We start from the raw sequence: 17,378 nt of genomic DNA on the forward strand, positions 1-17,378 counted from the left end.
ATTCCCCCCGCCGGGTTTCCCCATTCGGGCATCCCCGGATCAACGCCTGCTTGCGGCTCCCCGAGGCTTTTCGCAGCTTACCACGCCCTTCATCGGCCCTTCGCGCCGAGGCATCCACCGTGTGCCCTTCCTACCTTCTCCCGCTTCGCCCACCCGCCCGCCGCAGCGCCAACCGCTGCCCCGCGAGCAGGTGCGCCTAAGCGCGCACTCCGGCTCTTCCCGCTTCGCCTCGCTCTCTCCCTATGCTGCTGTCAAGGTGCAAAACCCAGGGCGCCCGCACCGGGCGACCCGGTCCTTGAAAACCGAGCAGCGCGCTTCGTCGAGGCAGGATCGACCTGGAGTGGACCGGTGCCGTGCACCAGTCACGCACTCCTTAGAAAGGAGGTGATCCAGCCCCACGTTCCCGTAGGGCTACCTTGTTACGACTTCACCCCAGTCACCGGCCCCACCTTCGACGGCTCCCTCCCTTACGGGTTGGGCCACCGGCTTCGGGTGTTGCCAGCTCCCGTGGTGTGACGGGCGGTGTGTACAAGGCCCGGGAACGTATTCACCGCGGCATTCTGATCCGCGATTACTAGCGATTCCGGCTTCACGCAGGCGAGTTGCAGCCTGCGATCCGAACTGGGACCGGCTTTTCGGGATTGGCTCCCCCTCGCGGGTTCGCAACCCGTTGTACCGGCCATTGTAGCACGTGTGTAGCCCTGGGCATAAGGGCCATGATGATTTGACGTCATCCCCACCTTCCTCCGGTTTGTCACCGGCAGTCCCCTGTGAGTGCCCGGCCAAACCGCTGGCAACACAGGGCGGGGGTTGCGCTCGTTGCGGGACTTAACCCAACATCTCACGACACGAGCTGACGACAACCATGCAGCACCTGTCACCGCGCTCCCCGAAGGGCACCCCAGCCTTTCGGCCAGGTTCGCGGTGATGTCAAGCCCAGGTAAGGTTCTTCGCGTTGCTTCGAATTAAACCACATGCTCCACCGCTTGTGCGGGCCCCCGTCAATTCCTTTGAGTTTCAGCCTTGCGGCCGTACTCCCCAGGCGGGGTGCTTAGTGCGTTAGCTCCGGCACGGAAGGGGTCGATACCTCCCACACCTAGCACCCATCGTTTACGGCGTGGACTACCGGGGTATCTAATCCCGTTCGCTCCCCACGCTGTCGCGCCTCAGCGTCAGGGCCAGGCCAGGCAGCCGCCTTCGCCACTGGTGTTCCTCCCGATCTCTACGCATTTCACCGCTCCACCGGGAATTCCGCTGCCCTCTCCTGCCCTCAAGCCCGGCAGTTTCGAATGCACCTCCCCGGTTGAGCCGGGACCTTTCACATCCGACTTGCCAGGCCGCCTACGCGCCCTTTACGCCCAGTGATTCCGGACAACGCTCGCCCCCTACGTCTTACCGCGGCTGCTGGCACGTAGTTAGCCGGGGCTTCCTCCTCCGGTACCGTCAGCTAAGAGCCTTTCAGCCCCCAGCCTTCGTCCCGGACGACAGGGGTTTACACCCCGAAGGGCTTCCTCCCCCACGCGGCGTCGCTGCGTCAGGCTTTCGCCCATTGCGCAAGATTCCCGACTGCTGCCTCCCGTAGGAGTCTGGGCCGTGTCTCAGTCCCAGTGTGGCCGGCCACCCTCTCAGGCCGGCTACCCGTCGTCGCCTTGGTGGGCCGTTACCCCACCAACCAGCTGATGGGCCGCGGGCCCCTCCGGCAGCGACCGCCTTCCGACGGCCTTTCTTCCACGCCCCATGCGGGACGCGGACCGTATGCGGTATTAGCCCCAGTTTCCCAGGGTTATCCCCCACTGCCGGGCAGGTTGCCCACGTGTTACTCACCCGTCCGCCGCTGGAAGACCAGAGAGCAAGCTCCCCAGCCTCCCCGCTCGACTTGCATGTCTTAGGCACGCCGCCAGCGTTCGTCCTGAGCCAGGATCAAACTCTCCTCCGGAATCTTTCCATCCCGCAAGAGAGTCCTCTCGCGGCTCGCGCTCTCGCGTTGCCCGGTCGCCTCACCCAGAACCATCGCCCCAGGCTCGGCAACCCCTCAGGCTCGCAAGGCCTGCCTCTCCACGCGCTGCTCCGTTTTCAAGGACCAGTCGTTTCGCCCGGCGCTCGTGGCGCCGACGGTTTGTCATCTTAGCAGCGGTCTTTCGCTCTGTCAACACCCCGCGGCGCCGGCATGCCGAACGCCTCAGGGCCGGTAGGCCGCTGCAGAAGCAGCACCCGGAAGCGAGCTCCCGGGTGCCGATGTGCCCCGTACCGGACTCGAACCGGTGTCTCCGCCGTGAGAGGGCGGTATCCTAGGCCGCTAGACGAACGGGGCACTGCTGGGGATCCAGGATTCGAACCTGGACTACCAGGGCCAGAACCTGGCGGGCTGCCGTTACCCCAATCCCCATCATGTTGTCTCGATCCGGCGGCCTGTCAAGACCGTCGAACCGGCGCCCCGCGGGCGCAACACGGATTATAGCACGGCCTCCGGACCGCTACAACCACCGCCGCGACCACCGGTGACCGCCAGGGTCTGGGGCCGCTGGCGCCCCTGCGGGTCGCCCGGCACCCCATGGGACCGGGCGCCCACCGCCTGACGCCGCCCGCCCTGGAAAGGCGGCCACCCCCGGCGGCTCGCCCCGGCGCGCGTTGCGCCGTGGAATCGGCGCCCGTGGCTTGCGGCCGGTGGCCCGGCGGCGGTCATCACCCACTGCCGTCAACTGGCTACGGTGTGCCGTGGCCGCGTGGCTGGCTGTCTCCTGCGCCAGCCGGTCCACGCGCCGGCCGGGACGCGACGGAAGAACCCGGCGCCCGCGCCCGGTGACCGGCCGCGGCGCGTCGCGGACCGCCGCCTGCGGGCCGCCCCTCATTATACCCATCTGCAGCGCCGGGGCAACCGCCGGGCCGGGACCGCGCCGCCCCGGCGGTGCACCCCTCGTGGCGGCCGCGCGCACCCTACCGCTCGGCCCCCTAAGCCGATGGCCGCCCAAGCCGGTCGGCCCCTTCGCCGGCGGCGCAGGCTCCGCGACCCAGGCCGGCCTACGCCCGGCCCTGGTTTGCCGGCCCTCCCGGCCCGGGGCAGGCGCCCCAGGCCGGACCACGCCAGGTCATCCCTGGCCGGTGGCCTCGCCGCTCCGTGCCGCCGGCGTCGCCGCGCCATGGACGGCCCGATCGGCGCGCCGCCGCCGGATCCACTCGATGGCCCGCTGGATGCGTTCCAGGCACCGCTCCCGCCCGACCCAGCAGATCACGTCGAAGACGCCCGGCCCCACGGTGCGCCCCGAAACAGCCAGGCGGGTGGGATGGAAGATCCGCCCCGTGCCGACGCCAACGCGCTCGGCCAACCCGCGCAGGGCCTGTTCGATGGCCGCCTGGCTCCACGGCTCCACCTGGGCCAGGGTCTCGGCCACCGCCTCCAGGATGGGAATGGCGTCGTCCCGGTCGAAGTGCTTGCGCACCCCGGTCTCGTCGTACCCCTCGAAGTCGGCAAAGAAATAGCGGCTGGCCTCGACCAGTTCCTCCAAGGTCCGCACCCGCTGGCGCACGGCATCCACGATGGCGCGCAGCCGCCGCCGCTCGGCCCCCTGGGGTTCGTCCATCAAGAGCCCCGCGGCCTGGAGGCGCGGGATGACCAGTTCCACCACCCGGTCCAGGTCCGTCTCCCGCAGGTAGTGACCGTTCATCCAGGCCATCTTCTCGACGTCATAGATGGCCGCCGTGTGGGAGACCCGGTCCAGGTCGAAGGCTTCGATCATCTCGTCCAGGGAGAGGATCTCGCGGTCGTCGCCGGGCGACCAGCCCAAGAGGGCCACGTAATTGAGGATCGCCTCGGGCAGGAACCCTTGCCGCCGGTATTCATCCACGGCCACGGCGCCATGACGCTTGCTCAGCTTGGACCGGTCGGGCGCCAGGATCATCGGCACGTGGGCGAACTGGGGCGGCTCCCAGCCCAGCGCCTGGTAGATCAGCAGCTGCTTGGGCGTATTGGACAGGTGCTCGTCCCCGCGGATCACGTGGCTCATCGCCATGTGGTGGTCGTCGACCACGGCGGCGAAGTTGTAGAGCGGCATCCCGTCCGGACGGGCGATGATGAAGTCGCCGATCTGGGCCACGTCGAAGGCGACCTCGCCCTTGACCAGGTCGTGGACGGTCACCGTCCCGGTGTCGGGCACCCGGAGCCGTACGGCCGGGCGCCGCCCCTCCGCCTCCAGCCGCCGGCGCTCCGCGTCCGTCAGGTGGCGGCACCGGCCGCTGTAGACCGCGGGCTTGCCCGCCGCCCGCGCCGCTTCCCGCTCGGCGTTGAGCTCTTCCACGGTGCAGTAACAGGGGTACGCCTTGCCCTCGGCCAGCAAGCGGTCCAGGGCCTCCCGGTAGAGGTCGAGCCGCTGGGATTGCCGGTACGGCCCGTAGGGGCCGCCCACGTCCGGCCCCTCATCCCAGTCCAAGCCCAGCCAGCGGATGCTCTCCAGCATGGGCTCGATCAACTCGTCCCGGGAGCGCTCGGGGTCGGTGTCCTCGAAACGCAGGACGAACCGCCCCCCATGCTTGCGCGCGAAGAGCCAGTTGAAGAGGATGGTGCGGACGCCGCCGATGTGCAGGTATCCCGTCGGCGACGGCGCATACCGGACCCGCACCGGCTGGGACATGGGGTTGCCTCCTTGCGACCGCGATGTGGTGCCGGACGAACCGGCCCGGCGCGCAGCGCCGCCCGCCCGCTGCCGGCCGAGGCGGCCCCCGTCGTCGGAGGACCGTAGCGCGGGCCGTGAAAGACCGCCGCAGCGCGCCCGCCCCGGAGACGCCGCGGGCGCCGGCGCGCCGCGGTTCCCCAGGGCGGCGGTATCGTAACAGAGCGGTCTGGCAGCGTCAAGGAACGGTGCCAGCCGCTCCCCATCGACCCTTTCCGGGACTCACGGCTGCGGCTCACGGCTGCCAGCGCGCCATCACGGCCAGCAGGGCAAGGGCCACCGCCCCGGGCAGGCCCAGGCTCCCGGCCAGCCAGGCGGTGGCCGGGTTCCACCCCACGTGGGCGCCCAGCGGCGCCAGCAGCAGGTTGAGGGCCAGCACCCACCCGGATCCGATGACCAGGTCGGCCGCCAGACGGGCCAGGGCTTCCCCCGCCGAGGCCGCCGTGGCGGCGCGCCAGACGACGGCCCCCACGACCACCGCCGCCAGCGCCACGGTTGCCCAGGCCCCTTCCCCGGCGATGGCCATCACCCCGCCTTTCAAGGCGCCGCCTGCCGCCCCGCCCCCTCACCGGGATGGGCGGGCAACCCCTGAATGCCACGCCGGCGGGCTTGTTTGAGCAGGTATGCGTACCGCTTCTCCGCCGCCAGCACCAGGTGGATCGCCTGGTCGACCAGGTCGCGGTCGGTCACCGATTCGAAGTACAGCCTGGCCTGCTCCCAGTCCCGGCGGGCCTGCTCCACGGCGCCGACCCAGTCGAAGTCGTCGGGATCGGCCGGGGCAGGAACGGCACCCCGGGGACGGGGACTCCAGGATCCGCGCAGGACGAACCGGCCGCCCGGCTGCCGCCCGGCGTGCCCGGCACCCTCGGCCGCAGCCAGGCGGGCGTCGGCCGTCCGCGCCCCGCGCTCCCCCAGGGAACCCTGGGGTCCGCGGAGCAAGGGAACCGAGCCGGCCCCTGCGTCGCCCGGCCAGGTGGCGCCCCGGCTCCGCGGCCATGGCAGGCGCCAGCGCCCCAGCCAGTTCCGCACCCGTTCCGCGCTCATGAACTCCACGCCCCTTGCCGGCCTCCGGGTCCCGGCCGTGCGGCAACCCTGTCCTATGGGTATGCGGGACGGCACGCCGGTTGAACCGGCGTCACCGGCCGGCATGGGGGAAGATGCACCCAAAGCGGGGGATTTATGCTAAATGGAGGTGCGCGATGCAGGTGCGCGGCGGGCCCCGGGCACGGGCGGGCGCGCTTGCCCTTACCCGCGCCGTGGGCGGCCCGGGTCACAGGGCCTGACGGCCTTGCAGGGCCCGGGTCAGGGTGAGCTCGTCGACGTACTCCAGGTCGCCGCCCTCCGGTACCCCGCGAGCAATGCGGGTCACCCGGATGCCCAGCGGCTTGATCAGGCGGGCCAGATAGAGGGCGGTGGCCTCGCCCTCCACCGTCGGGTTCGTCGCCAGGATGACCTCCTCCACCGGCGGCTCCTGGCGCAGCCGGGCCAGCAGCTCCCGCACCCGCAACTGCTCCGGTCCCACCCCGTCCATGGGCGAGATCACGCCGTGCAGCACGTGGTAGAGGCCGCGAAACTCCCGGGTCCGCTCCATGGCCACCACGTCCCGGGGCTGTTCGACCACGCAGATCACCCGGCCGTCGCGGCCCGGGTCCCTGCAGATGGGACATGGATCCCGATCGGTCAGGTTGGCGCAGATGCTGCAGTACCGCACGCTGGCCCGGGCCTGGACCATCGCCTCCGCCAGGCTGCGCACCTCCTCCTGCGGCCTGAAGAGGAGGTGGTAGGCCAGGCGCTGGGCGGTCTTCGGCCCGATCCCGGGCAGCTTCTCCAGCTCGGCGATCAGCCGCGCAAAGGCGGGGGCGTGTTCCACGGCCGCTCCCGGCTCCTCACAGCCCGGGGAAGCCCGGCAGCTTGGGCAGCTTGAGCCCGCCGGTCACCCGCGCCATCTCCGCCTGCACCATGTCCTGAGCCTTGCGGTTCGCCTCGTTGACCGCCGCCACGATCATGTCCTGGAGCAGCTCCACGTCGTCGGGGTCGACGGCCTCCCGGGCGATCTCCAGGCGCAAGAGTTCCTGGCGCCCGTTGACCACCGCCTTGACCATCCCGCCGCCGGCGGTGGCCTCCACTTCCCGCTGGGCCAGTTCCTCCTGCAGGCGGGCCATCTCCTGCTGCATCTTCTCAAGCTGTTTCAGCATCTTGCCCATGGGGCCGAAGCTCACGCTGCCACTCCTCCTTCACGGGGATCCATTGCCCGCCGAAGAGCTCCCAGGCCGCCTTCTGCACCGCGTCGAGACCCGGTGGCGGCGCCTCGCCGGCGGCGCCGGGATCCAGGGGATCCGGCGGTGCGCCCGGCGTCGAGGGATCCGGCCCGCCTTCCCCTACCGCCGGCCCGCCAGGGACGGTGGGGCCCGCCCCCGGCGCGGCCGCCATCCCGGCCGCCGGACGGGCGCCGGCGACGGGCGCGCCGGGGGCCGGCGCGCCGCCGGGGCCCCGCCCGGCACCGTCAGGGCCGGGGGACCCCGGTGGGTCCAGCGCCTGCGGGTCCCCGGCTGGAGCGTCTCCGTCCGGGTCCCCCGCAGCCGGTTCGTCCGCGGGACGAACCGGCCGCTGCCCCCGGCCCGCTGTAGCCCGGGCAGGGGGGCTGCCGTGGCCGCCCACCGCGGCGCCCGCCCGCCCCGGAGCCTGCCCTGGCGGTCTTTCCGGCGCCGGGCCGCCTACCGTCCCGGGCCCCCCAGGCCCTCCGGGCCCCCCGGGCTCCCCGGAACGGGCCTCCGGGAGAAGCGACCCGCGGCCCGGGGCCGGAGGATCGCCGTCCCCCGGATCGGCCTCCAGCGGGCGCGGGGCCAGTCCCACGTCCCCTGCCGCGGCGGTCTCGCCGGCGACCTCCGCCGCCGGCCCCCGCGCTGGAGCAGCCGGAGGGGTGGCGGGGGCGCGGGCGCCCCCGGGCGCTCCTCCGTGAAGGCTCGCGGCCGGACCGGTCCCCGGCGGCGGGGCGGGCGGTCCCCCGTGGCCGCCATCCACGGCGATCCGCACCGGCACCGGCGAGCCCAGGAACGCCTCGATGGCCCGCCGCAGCTGGGGCAGCTTCACCTCCGCGGTACGCGCCATGCCCGGCTGGGCAAAGGGGATCTCCACCTCGTCCCCCACCGCCCGCGGCGCGCCCGCGGCCCGCAGAAGGGCGTGGAGAGCCGTCCACTCCCGCCGCCGGCGCAGCGCCTGCAGGAACCGCTCCCATTGTTGCACGAGGGCCGCGGCCGGGGCAGGTCCCCCGGCGCCGGCAGGGGCGGGCGGGCCGGCGATCCCCGCGGGCGTGGGCCCACCGGCAGCCCCGGCGGGAGTGGGCGCACCGGCGGACCCGGAGGGAACGGGCACACCGGCGGCCTCGGGGGCAGGCCCAGCCGGCTCGCTGTCGGACGATGCCGGCGTGCCCGTGACGCCGGCGGCCGGATCCGATCCCGGTTGGCCGCCCGGCACCGCGGCCGACGGACTCTGCCGCCCGCCGCGTCCCTCGGGCCGGGCGACCAGGCCGCTCCCCACCGGGCCCGTTGGGGAGCCCGCCGGTCCCGGAGGGGCCGCCGGCGCCGGCGCGGCCGCCGGTTCGGGGCCGCCGGCCGTGCCCGCCGCCTCGGCCCCACGCGCCGCGACCGTTCCACCCGCCCGCATCCGGCGCTCGCCGACGGCCCGGATCAGGGCCGCTTCCAGGGCCAGGCGCGGCTGGCCGCTCCAGCGCAACAGGCTCTCCCCTTCGGCCAGGGCGTCGAAGCACGCCAGGGCGCTGGCCTCGTCCAGGGCGCGGGCCAGGGGCTGCAACTGGGCCGCCAGTTCCTCGCCGGCGTAGAGCAGGTGATGGGAACCGAGACCGGAGCGCAAGGCCAGAAGGTCGCGCCAGCAGGCCACCCAGTCGCGCAAGGTTTGGGCCAGGTCGACCCCCTGGGCCGAGAGGTCGGCCACGGCGCGCAGCCCTGCCCCCACGTCGCCTTCGACCACGGCCCGGGTCAGGGCCAGGATGCCCTCTCCGGGCGCCAGGCCCAGAAGGTCGACCACCACCTGGGCGTCCAGCCGCTCACCCGCCATGGCCAGGCACTGGTCCAGCAGGCTCAGGGCATCGCGCAGGCCGCCGTCCGCCAGCCGGGCCAGCAGGCGCAGGGCTTCGGGGTCCGCCTGGACCCCCATGGCGGTGCACACCGCCTCCAGCCGCTGCACGATCTGCTCCGGGGCGAGCCGGTGGAAGTCGAACCGCTGGCATCGGGAGACGATGGTCGCCGGCAGCCGGTGGGGTTCGGTGGTGGCCAGGATGAAGAGGGCGTGGGCCGGCGGTTCCTCCAGGGTCTTGAGCAGGGCGTTGAACGCCTCGGTGGTCAGCATGTGGACCTCGTCGATGATGTAGACCTTGTACCGCCCGCGGGCCGGGGCATAGCGCACCCGTTCCCGGAGCTCCCGGATCTCGTCGATGCCCCGGTTGGATGCGGCGTCGATCTCCAGGACGTCCATGGTGGAACCGTCGTTGATCTCCCGGCACAAATCGCAGCGGTTGCAGGGCTCGATGCCGTCGGGCGACGCGCAATTGACCGCCTTGGCCAGCAACTTGGCCACGGAGGTCTTGCCGGTGCCGCGCGGGCCCGCGAAGAGGTAGGCGTGGGCCACCCGGCCCGTGCGCAGGGCGTTGCCCAGGGTCCGGATCACGTGCTCCTGGCCCACCACGGCGTCGAAGCGCTGGGGCCGCCAGCTGCGGTAGAGGGCCTGGTACGGCTGGCTCAACCGAAACCCCCCTGGAAAGGAAGAAGGGGCGACGGCGGTAGCGGTTCCGCCGTCGCCCCTCCCGCAAAGGATGGCCGTGCACCCGTCGTCGACACCCGCACCCGGGCGCTGGCCGGACCGTGGGCTCCGGCCCGGCTCCCCCGCGGCACACGCGGTGGCTCGCTTACCGTTGCTCCCTTCCGGGCCTGGCGGGGTTCACGAGTCCGCGTTGCGCGGGACCCGGCCTTCAACGCCCCGTGTCCGGTGCTGGCCCCGACCGCGAGGGCCTCGGACGGGAATTCGACCCCGCTATAGCGGATTGCGGGTACAGGGCACCGCTACCTCCCCGTCTAGCACGGCCAAAGCTCTCCCGGCATCCGCCGGGTGCTGAAAACTGGGCGCTTTGTAAAGACAAAAAGGGCGGAAGGGGTGGGATTCGAACCCACGGTGGGCTTGCGCCCACACACGCTCTCCAGGCGTGTGCCTTAAACCGCTCGGCCACCCTTCCTCGCCGTCAACGGTCTTCGGGTTTGAAGGATGAAGCTGTCGTTGCAGAGCCGCCGGCGCCGCCCCGGGACCGCCCTCGCCCCCGGCCTTGCCGTGATCCGGCCAGGCTGGTGGACCGGTCCAGCCGCGACGGCGGCGCGACGGGCGGGCGGTCATGGCTGCCGGAGGCCGGCGGGAGCCCGGCCCGCGGGCCGGGTCACTGCGGAAGGGGTGGGATTCGAACCCACGGTGGGCTTGCGCCCACAACGGTTTTCGAGACCGCCCCGTTCAACCACTCCGGCACCCTTCCATTGAGTGAGTGAGCCCGCGTGAGTGAGCCCGCGCGCCCGCCGCCCGTTTCAGCCCCCGCCGCCATCCTCACCGGACGAACCGGCACCGGGCGAACCGGGGGCCGCCGCACCGGGGGCCGTCGCACCCGCCACCGGCTGGCGGAGTTGCCGGAAGAAGCCCCGCAACAAAGCGGCGCTGGCCTCGGCCAGCACGCCGGCGCGCAGCTCGACTCGGTGATTCAGTCTATCATGTTGCACCAGGTTCATCAAGCTGCCGGCGGCGCCGGCCTTGGGGTCCGGCGCGCCGTAGACCAGGCGCGGGATGCGCGCCAGGACGATGGCACCGGCGCACATGGGACAGGGCTCAAGGGTGACGTAGAGGGTCACCCCTTCCAGCCGCCAGCCGCCGAGCCGCGCGGCCGCCTGGCGGAGGACCAGGATCTCGGCGTGGGCCGTCGGATCGCCCAGGCGTTCCCGCAGATTGTGGCCGCGGGCGATGACCTGCCCCTGGTGGACGGCCACCGCCCCCACGGGGACCTCCCCCACGTCCAGGGCGCGCCGGGCCTCGGCCAGCGCTTCGGCCATGAAACGGATATCCGGGTCGTCGCCGTCCCCGTCGCCGGCGGGCCCCGGCGACCCGGGCGACGCGACAAGCCCAGAGGGCACGGGCGCCCGGCCGACGGCAAGGCCGTCGCCGGAGCCGGCGCCTTGAGCCGGTTCGTCCGGAAGAACCCGCCCCTCCACGCTCCCACCCCCGGGCCGGGATGGACGGCCCGCGGTGCGCGATCCCCGAGGCTTCGACCGGTGCGGGTGCCCGTTCCGTGAGGCCGGAAGGCCCGCCGCGCGGCAACGGCCCGGTCGCGTGCGGGCCAAGGCGGCGGCACAGCGGTCAAGCCCGCCCTGCCCCGGAGGAACGGGTCACCCACCGGGGCGGGCGGCCGCATCGGCACCACGGACCGCTCCCGGGCGGACCCCACGGCGCGGCCCGATCGCTCTGCACGGCGCGGCCGGACCGCCGTGCCCGGTGACGAAAGAGCCGGGACCTTTGCGGCCCGGCTCCTTCTCCCGCGCGGTCCTTCAAGCCCGCGGCCCTTTCCGCCCCGCGGTCCGTTTCGCGCCCGCCAGGCGGGACGCCCAACGGCGCCGGCGGCCCGCGGGATGGCGACTGGCAAGGCCGCGGCTGCCGCCGGCACGGCCCCACCTTCGCCGCAGCGGCATCCCGCTGGACGCCGCCCGTCTGCTCCCCCGGCTCATCGCCGTGTGCGCCCGGGAGGACTCGAACCCCCGACGCCTTCCTTAGGACGGAAGCGCTCTTCCACCTGAGCTACGGGCGCACGAATTGAGCTACAAGCGCACAAACCATCAAGGCCCGTGGGCCGCCCGAGCGGCTGGGCAGGCTGCCCGGCGCCTCGCGGTTATTCTAACATGGACCCAGGCCGCGGGGCCATGGAACCACGGACCGCCGGTACGGCCGGCCGGGGCCGTGGAACCGGCCACGGGCGGGGCCATGCGGGACCGTGAAGCCGCGCGCCACCAGGGGCGACGGGCGCCGTGGGGCCGCGGGCCGCCGGCGCACCCGGAAACGGCGACGGGCCGGGCTTTCCCCGGGGATCCGGGGCACCAAGCGCGTCGGCCGCCGCCGGGCGGGCCAATCCCAGCGGGGAGGATGGGGATGCCGTGGAGCTACGCCGCTGGCTGCGGGCGGGCATGATCGCCGCCCTGTACGTGGTGTTGACGCTGCTCTTCCAGCCCATCTCCTTCGGCCAGATCCAGTTTCGGGTCAGCGAGGCCTTGACCTTGCTGCCCATGCTGTGGCCCGAAGCGGTTCCGGGGCTCTTCGTGGGCGTCGCCTTGGCCAACCTGCAGAGTCCCTTCGGCCTCTGGGACGTGGTGGGGGGCTCCCTGGTGACGCTGGCGGCTGCGCTGGTCACCCGGCGCTGGCGGTTCCACCCCATCGGATACCTGGCACCCGTGGTCTTCAACGCGGTGCTGGTGGGCGGCTACCTTGCCTATTTGACCCACACGCCCTACCTGCCCTGGCTGGCGTGGATCGCCCTGGGTGAGGCGGGGGTGGTGTTCCTCCTGGGTTATCCGCTGGTGCAGATCCTGCGCCGGCGCGGCGGCCTGTAGGCGGCTTCCCCCCTCTTGGCCAAGGGGTGCCACCCCTCCCCTTGGGCCAGGGTGCGCGGCCCCTTCCTTGGGCGAGGGAGTCTGGTTCGGCACCAAACCCCTCCAGCGGCCATCCCTGGGATCGGGTCATCCTTGGCATCCGGCCCGCGCTGGTCTCCGGTCCGCACCAGCATCGGGTGCGCACTGGCATGGCGCCCGCTCTGGCAGCCGGTCCGCACCGGCATCCGACCCCCCAGTGGCATGCGGTCCGCACTGGCATCCGGCCCGCGCTGGCAGCCGGTCCGCAGCGGCGTCCGGCCCGCTGGGGCTCAGCCTTGCCCCCCACGGCCGCCGCTTCCACCCCCGCCCCCGGCCGCCGCGGTGCCGTCGCCGGAAGGCTCGCCGGGCGGCCAGCCGCCGCCGTGCGCCGGGAGCCGGCGGAGGGCGGCCACCAGGCCGACGCCCGCGGGGATGACGACCTGGAAGAACAGGGCGTAGAACGGCCACGCACGGGTGAGGAAGTCGGCCATCTCGCTGCTGTTCCGGAAGGACCAGATGGACAGGGCGAGGATCAGGGCCGCCATGGGCGTGACCAGCGGCCGGTAGTCGGCGATCCCAAAGGCCCCCGCCCCCACCACGGTGGCCGCGTAGAGCCAGATGCCCATCTTGATCACCAGGCCGCCAACCCAGATGGCGGTGATCACCGGTTCCAGCCGCTCCAAGAAGTCAGCGATGGTGACCGTTCGGGTGGCGGCGAACAGGGGGAAGGTGTAAAGGGCCGCCGTGTCCCCCAGCACCAGGATGGTGGCCAGGGTGAGGCCGGTCAGCAGCCCGCCCACCGCCAGCACCGCCGCCTGGCCCGCCCGGGTGGCGCCATCCCAGTGGGCCAGGGAGGGCAGGATGACCAGGGCCAGCACCGTCTCCCCCAGCCACGCCAGGGGCGGGATGCCGCCGCGGACCAGGTTGAACCAGCCGCTCTCCAGCAGCGGCAGCAGGCTGCGCGCGTCCATGTTGGGGATCAGCAGCACCAGGATCAGCACAAAGGAAGCGGCCACCACGGGGAAGATCATCTCGGCCGTCCGAGCCAGCACCTCGATGCCCCCGCGGGCGGCGACCATGGCCAGCATCAGGGCAGTGCCCTGGATGACCACCAGCGGCGTCAACGGCAGGACCGTGGCCACCACGAACTCGCCAAACTCGCGGACGATGACGCCCGCCGTGTGGGCCAACCAGACCCACAGCAGCAGGTTCAGGAGGCCCCCCAGGTACGGGCCCAGGACGGTGCGGTGGATGTCCGTCCAACCCTGCCCCGGGAAACGCCGCGCCAAGGACAGATGAAGCCGCACCACCGGCACCCCCACCGCCGTCACCAAAGCGACGGACAGCCAGGCGTCATGCCCGGCGTAGCGGCCGATGAAGGCCGGCAAGGCCAGCACGGTGGTCGGCGAGATGGTGAAGAACAGCAGCACGAAAAGCTGCCAGGGTGAGACTTGTTCGCTGCGCGGCTCGAACGGGACCATGCTTCTAGTGTTGCCCTGGATGCCGGTCGAGACGGCGGTGCGGGGGTCCGACCGGCGGCGCGGCGTCGCCTGGCGCGGTGCAGGGGTCCGACCGGCGGCGCGGCGTCGCCCGGCCGATGGCCTGGCGTGGGCTTGCGGACCGTCGGCACGCCCCGTTTACGGCCGCGGCGGCGTCATCCACCAGCGGGCCGGCGCCAGCAGCCCGTTGAGCAGGTCGGTGAGCGTGGGCGTGCGCAGCGCCATCACCTGCAGAAAGCCCAGGAGGCCCGCCGTGGCCAGCAGAAGAAGGTAAACCACCACCAACCGCCGGGAGCCGAGACGCCATACCGGCGGCAGCTCCAGCCAGAGCACCACGGCCAGGGCGGCCACAAGGGCGATCCACATCGTACCGGCGTCCCTCCCATGGGTCCGGCGCCGCCCGCTGCGGCGCCCCGACGGGCCGGGTTCGTCCCCGCCGGGGCGGCCGCCGCCCGCCCTCCGCCGGTTCGACCCCGCCTAGCGCGAACGGGCGGGCGCCCCCGTGGTCAGGCCGGGCCGGCGGACGAACACCTCCACGTCGTAGCGGACCTCCACCCGGGGGAAGACCTCGGACCAGGACGGGCCCAGCTGCGCCCAGGCGGCGGGAGCCTGCCGGCGCAGGACGGCGCCGAAGCCCAGGACGTCGGCTCGCAGGCGCTGCTGGACCACCCGCCGCGCCCCTTCCGCCCGTTCCACGATCTCCTGGGCCGCCAGCCGTTCGATCTGGCGGATGGCGGCAGGCGAGGTCACCTCGATGCCCTCGGGATTGTCCACCAGGTCGTCCTCGGTGCGGATCCGCACCTCCATCACCACCCGGTCGCCCTCGACCAGGGGGCGCAGGTGGGTGTCGGCCCGCAAGAGCCGCAGGCTCACCGCGCCGCCCTGCATGTCGACGGTCAGCGTCCCCCGCTGGATCTCCCCCCGCAGCCACATCAGACCCCGCACCTGCCCGTTGTCCAGCCATCCCACCAGCCGGTCGCCCTGGAAGACCCCGGCACCGTTGATCCGCCACCCTTGAACGGGCGTGCCGTCGTTGACCACCGGATACAGCTCGACCCGGGGCAGGACGGGCTCCTCCCCGGGCTCGTACAGGGCGCGCAGGACGCGGTGCAGGGGCACCACCACCCCCAGGCGCAGCTGGATCAGCTCCCGCAGCGCGTCGGCCGGCAAAGACTCCAGGGGCGGGGACGCCGCCATCAGCACGGGCCCGGCCTTCCCGGGCGTGACGGCCACCAGCAGCTCCAGGCGGGGCTGGGCATCGCGGGCCAAGAAGTCCAGCAGTGGCCCGATGCCGCGGCGCGCTGCCTCCTCCCCGATCAGCACGGATTTGAGGTGGGAGTAGAAGAACCGGCGGGGCTCCACCTCCTGGATCAACGAGAGGGCGTCGGCCAGGGTCCGCCCCTGCCCCTGCACATAGTTCACCGGCTTCTGCCCCACCTGGGATCCCCCTTGCTGGCCCGGGCGCGGGAAGCGGGCGGGATCGGCCACGCTCAGGGTGACCAGGAACTGGCCGCGTTCGTCCCGGTCGATGGCCATGCCCAGCACGATGGCCCGATCGTTGATCTCGATGCGGTCCCAGCACCCGGTCAGGAGGAACGCGGCCAGCACCACCAGCGCTGCGGCCACCTGGCCCGCCCGGCCCACCCGGTGGCGCCGGCCGGTGGTGTCGCGTCCCCCGCTCACGGTTCTCCCCCCAGCCCGGGCCAGCGGCGGGCGCTGGGGCGCTGCCCCGGCAAGGCCCGGCGCCAGTTGCGCCGCGCCAGGTGGGTGGGCCGCCGAAGGAGCGCCCAGCGCGGCGCCCGGATCGCCACGTCGCGCAGGTCGGGCGCATTGAGGGGCGCCATGGGCGAGAGGTAGGGATAGCCGAAGGAGCGCAGCCCCGCCAGGTGGATGACGATGGCCATGAGCCCCAGGATGATGCCGTACAGGCCGAAGAGGCCCGCCAGGAACATCAGCGGGAACCGCAAGAGCCGGATGGCAAAGGCCAGGTTGAAGCGGGCGATGGTGAAGTTGGCAATGCCTGTGACGGCCACGATGATCACCATGGGGGCCGACACGATGCCGGCCATCACCGCCGCCTCGCCGATGACGATGGCGCCCACGATGCTGACGGCCTGGCCGATGGTGCGGGGCAGGCGCACCCCCGCCTCCCGCAGCGCCTCGAAGATCACCTCCACCAGCAGCGCCTCCACCATGGCGGGGAAGGGGATCCCTTCACGGCTGGCCGCCACGGTCATTAGCAGCGGCGTCGGCAGCATCTCGGGATGGTAGGTGGTCACGGCGACGTAGAGGGAAGGCAGCACCAGGGCGACCAGGGCGAACAGGTAGCGCAGCCAGCGCAGGGCCGTGGTGACGATGTAGCGCTCGTTGTAGTCCTCCGCCGTCTGCATCAGTGACCACAGGGAGGTGGGCACGACTAGGGCGAAGGGGGTGCCATCGACGATCAGGGCCACGCGGCCTTCCAGGAGCGAGCCGGCCACCACGTCGGGCCGTTCGGTGTGCAGGACCTGGGGGAAGATGGAGTTGGGCGCGTCCTCGATCCATTCCTCGATGTAACCGCTCTCCAGCACGGCGTCGGCGTCGATCCGATTGAGCCGGCTCTTCACCTCGGTGACCAGGTGGGGGTTGACGATGCCCTGCAGGTAGCAGACGGCGATCTGGGTGTGGGTGACGTGGCCGACCCGCATGTTCTCCACCTTGAACCGGACGTCGGCCAGGCGCCGGCGCACCAGGCTGACGTTGGTGCGCAGGTCTTCGGTGAAGCCATCCCGGGGGCCGCGGATGACCGCTTCAACCGTCGGTTCCTCCACCGACCGCTCGGGCAGCTTGCGGACGTCGATGTTGAGGGCTTCGCTGCAGCCGTCGATCAGAAGCACCACGCTGCCCGAGAGCAGCCCCTTGAGGAGCCCGTCCACCGACCGGGTCGGCATGTTGCCCGTGGTCGGGAGGACCGCGCGGGCCAGCAGCCGCTGCAGCCGCCGGCCCTGGGGCAGCCGGGCGTCCCGCAGGCGTAGCAGGGGCGCCAGGATGTACTCCTGGACGGAGCGGGCGTCGACCAATCCCTCGATGAAGAGCAGGGCGACGCCCGTCCCGTTGCGCAGCCGGAGCCGGCGCACCACCAGGTCGTCCACCCGGGCCAGGGCGCGGCGAAAGAGCCCCACGTCCTCCTGCAGGCGGCCCGTCAGACCCCGCCGGTCGAGGAGCAGCGTCCGGTCCAGGGTCGAGCGCAAATCGTCAAGGCTCGTCTCCAGGTGGCGCAGGGATCCCTCCAGATGTCGCCACGGCTTGGCCTGGCCCCCCGGCTTCTGGTACCAGGGACCCGGCCGGTAGAACAGCGGCATGGTCCACCCCCGCGGGCCGGATGAAGCCCGATGCCGTCGCCACCCGTCGTAAGGACCGGGCCCCGGACACCCCGGACCAGCCCCGGCCTTTCGAAGCGGGGCGCCGGGGCACCCCGCCTTCGGCGGCCGGCCTGCACCGTCACGGCGACCGGCGCGGCGCCGTCGCTTCCTCGGCCCGCCAGGCTTAGGTTGACGGGGATGTCACGGTGCCAT

General features: G+C 72.7%; 12 protein-coding genes, 5 tRNA genes, 2 rRNA genes and 1 other RNA gene. 1 reads left to right on the forward strand and 19 read right to left on the reverse strand.

Features of this window, described 5'->3' with window-relative positions:
* The 15 genes from ACYQ02_RS10320 to ACYQ02_RS10390 form a co-directional block, all read right to left on the reverse strand.
* Positions 1–141 (reverse strand): 23S ribosomal RNA (locus ACYQ02_RS10320); the annotation flags it as partial.
* 236 nt (positions 142–377) lie between these two features.
* Positions 378–1,936 (reverse strand): 16S ribosomal RNA (locus tag ACYQ02_RS10325).
* Positions 1,937–2,238: 302 nt separating this feature from the next.
* Positions 2,239–2,311 (reverse strand) — tRNA-Glu (locus tag ACYQ02_RS10330).
* 4 nt (positions 2,312–2,315) lie between these two features.
* A tRNA-Gln gene (locus ACYQ02_RS10335) sits at positions 2,316–2,386 on the reverse strand.
* A gap of 700 nt (positions 2,387–3,086) precedes the next feature.
* On the reverse strand, positions 3,087–4,625 hold the full coding sequence (gene gltX / locus ACYQ02_RS10340) for a glutamate--tRNA ligase (RefSeq protein WP_460040346.1): 1,539 nt from the start codon (positions 4,623–4,625) through the stop codon (positions 3,087–3,089).
* A 274-nt stretch (positions 4,626–4,899) separates the two neighbouring features.
* Positions 4,900–5,205, reverse strand: a complete 306-nt coding sequence (locus ACYQ02_RS10345) for a pro-sigmaK processing inhibitor BofA family protein (RefSeq protein WP_460040347.1) — start codon at positions 5,203–5,205, stop codon at positions 4,900–4,902.
* Positions 5,202–5,708 carry a YaaL family protein gene (locus ACYQ02_RS10350; protein WP_460040348.1) on the reverse strand — a complete coding sequence of 169 codons (507 nt, stop codon included), beginning with the start codon at positions 5,706–5,708 and terminating at the stop codon, positions 5,202–5,204. The genes ACYQ02_RS10345 and ACYQ02_RS10350 overlap by 4 nt, the downstream gene beginning before the upstream one ends.
* A 226-nt stretch (positions 5,709–5,934) precedes the next feature.
* Positions 5,935–6,534 carry a recombination mediator RecR gene (gene recR, locus ACYQ02_RS10355; RefSeq protein WP_460040349.1) on the reverse strand — a complete coding sequence of 200 codons (600 nt, stop codon included), beginning with the start codon at positions 6,532–6,534 and terminating at the stop codon, positions 5,935–5,937.
* A gap of 16 nt (positions 6,535–6,550) precedes the next feature.
* Entirely contained in the window at positions 6,551–6,883 is a 333-nt protein-coding gene (locus ACYQ02_RS10360) for a YbaB/EbfC family nucleoid-associated protein (RefSeq protein ID WP_460040350.1), read from the reverse strand.
* On the reverse strand, positions 6,843–9,422 hold the full coding sequence (gene dnaX / locus ACYQ02_RS10365) for a DNA polymerase III subunit gamma/tau (protein ID WP_460040351.1): 2,580 nt from the start codon (positions 9,420–9,422) through the stop codon (positions 6,843–6,845). The genes ACYQ02_RS10360 and dnaX overlap by 41 nt, the downstream gene beginning before the upstream one ends.
* 74 nt (positions 9,423–9,496) lie before the next feature.
* Positions 9,497–9,760, reverse strand: an RNA gene (ffs, locus tag ACYQ02_RS10370) — signal recognition particle sRNA large type.
* Between the two features lie 62 nt (positions 9,761–9,822).
* Positions 9,823–9,909: transfer RNA gene (locus tag ACYQ02_RS10375), tRNA-Ser, on the reverse strand.
* A gap of 201 nt (positions 9,910–10,110) precedes the next feature.
* Positions 10,111–10,197, reverse strand: a tRNA-Ser gene (locus tag ACYQ02_RS10380).
* Between the two features lie 49 nt (positions 10,198–10,246).
* The gene (gene tadA, locus ACYQ02_RS10385; protein WP_460040352.1) at positions 10,247–10,921 is read right to left on the reverse strand and encodes a tRNA adenosine(34) deaminase TadA; all 675 of its coding nucleotides are present in this window, start codon (positions 10,919–10,921) and stop codon (positions 10,247–10,249) included.
* Positions 10,922–11,438: 517 nt separating this feature from the next.
* Positions 11,439–11,511 (reverse strand) — tRNA-Arg (locus ACYQ02_RS10390).
* Between the two features lie 343 nt (positions 11,512–11,854).
* Here ACYQ02_RS10390 and ACYQ02_RS10395 point away from each other — a divergent pair.
* The gene (locus ACYQ02_RS10395) at positions 11,855–12,307 is read left to right on the forward strand and encodes a QueT transporter family protein (protein ID WP_460040353.1); all 453 of its coding nucleotides are present in this window, start codon (positions 11,855–11,857) and stop codon (positions 12,305–12,307) included.
* 308 nt (positions 12,308–12,615) lie between these two features.
* Here ACYQ02_RS10395 and ACYQ02_RS10400 read toward each other — a convergent pair whose 3' ends face one another.
* The 4 genes from ACYQ02_RS10400 to ACYQ02_RS10415 form a co-directional block, all read right to left on the reverse strand.
* Positions 12,616–13,806, reverse strand: a complete 1,191-nt coding sequence (locus ACYQ02_RS10400; RefSeq protein ID WP_460040354.1) for a GerAB/ArcD/ProY family transporter — start codon at positions 13,804–13,806, stop codon at positions 12,616–12,618.
* A 156-nt stretch (positions 13,807–13,962) separates the two neighbouring features.
* On the reverse strand, positions 13,963–14,190 hold the full coding sequence (locus ACYQ02_RS10405) for a hypothetical protein (protein ID WP_460040355.1): 228 nt from the start codon (positions 14,188–14,190) through the stop codon (positions 13,963–13,965).
* Positions 14,191–14,301: 111 nt separating this feature from the next.
* Entirely contained in the window at positions 14,302–15,507 is a 1,206-nt protein-coding gene (locus ACYQ02_RS10410) for a Ger(x)C family spore germination protein (RefSeq protein WP_460040356.1), read from the reverse strand.
* Positions 15,504–17,165: a spore germination protein gene (locus ACYQ02_RS10415; protein WP_460040357.1), complete on the reverse strand. Its 1,662-nt coding sequence runs from the start codon at positions 17,163–17,165 to the stop codon at positions 15,504–15,506. Before ACYQ02_RS10415 ends, ACYQ02_RS10410 begins: the two co-directional genes overlap by 4 nt.
* Positions 17,166–17,378 lie beyond the last annotated feature (213 nt).

It is taken from the genome of Thermaerobacter litoralis, from assembly GCF_054654595.1.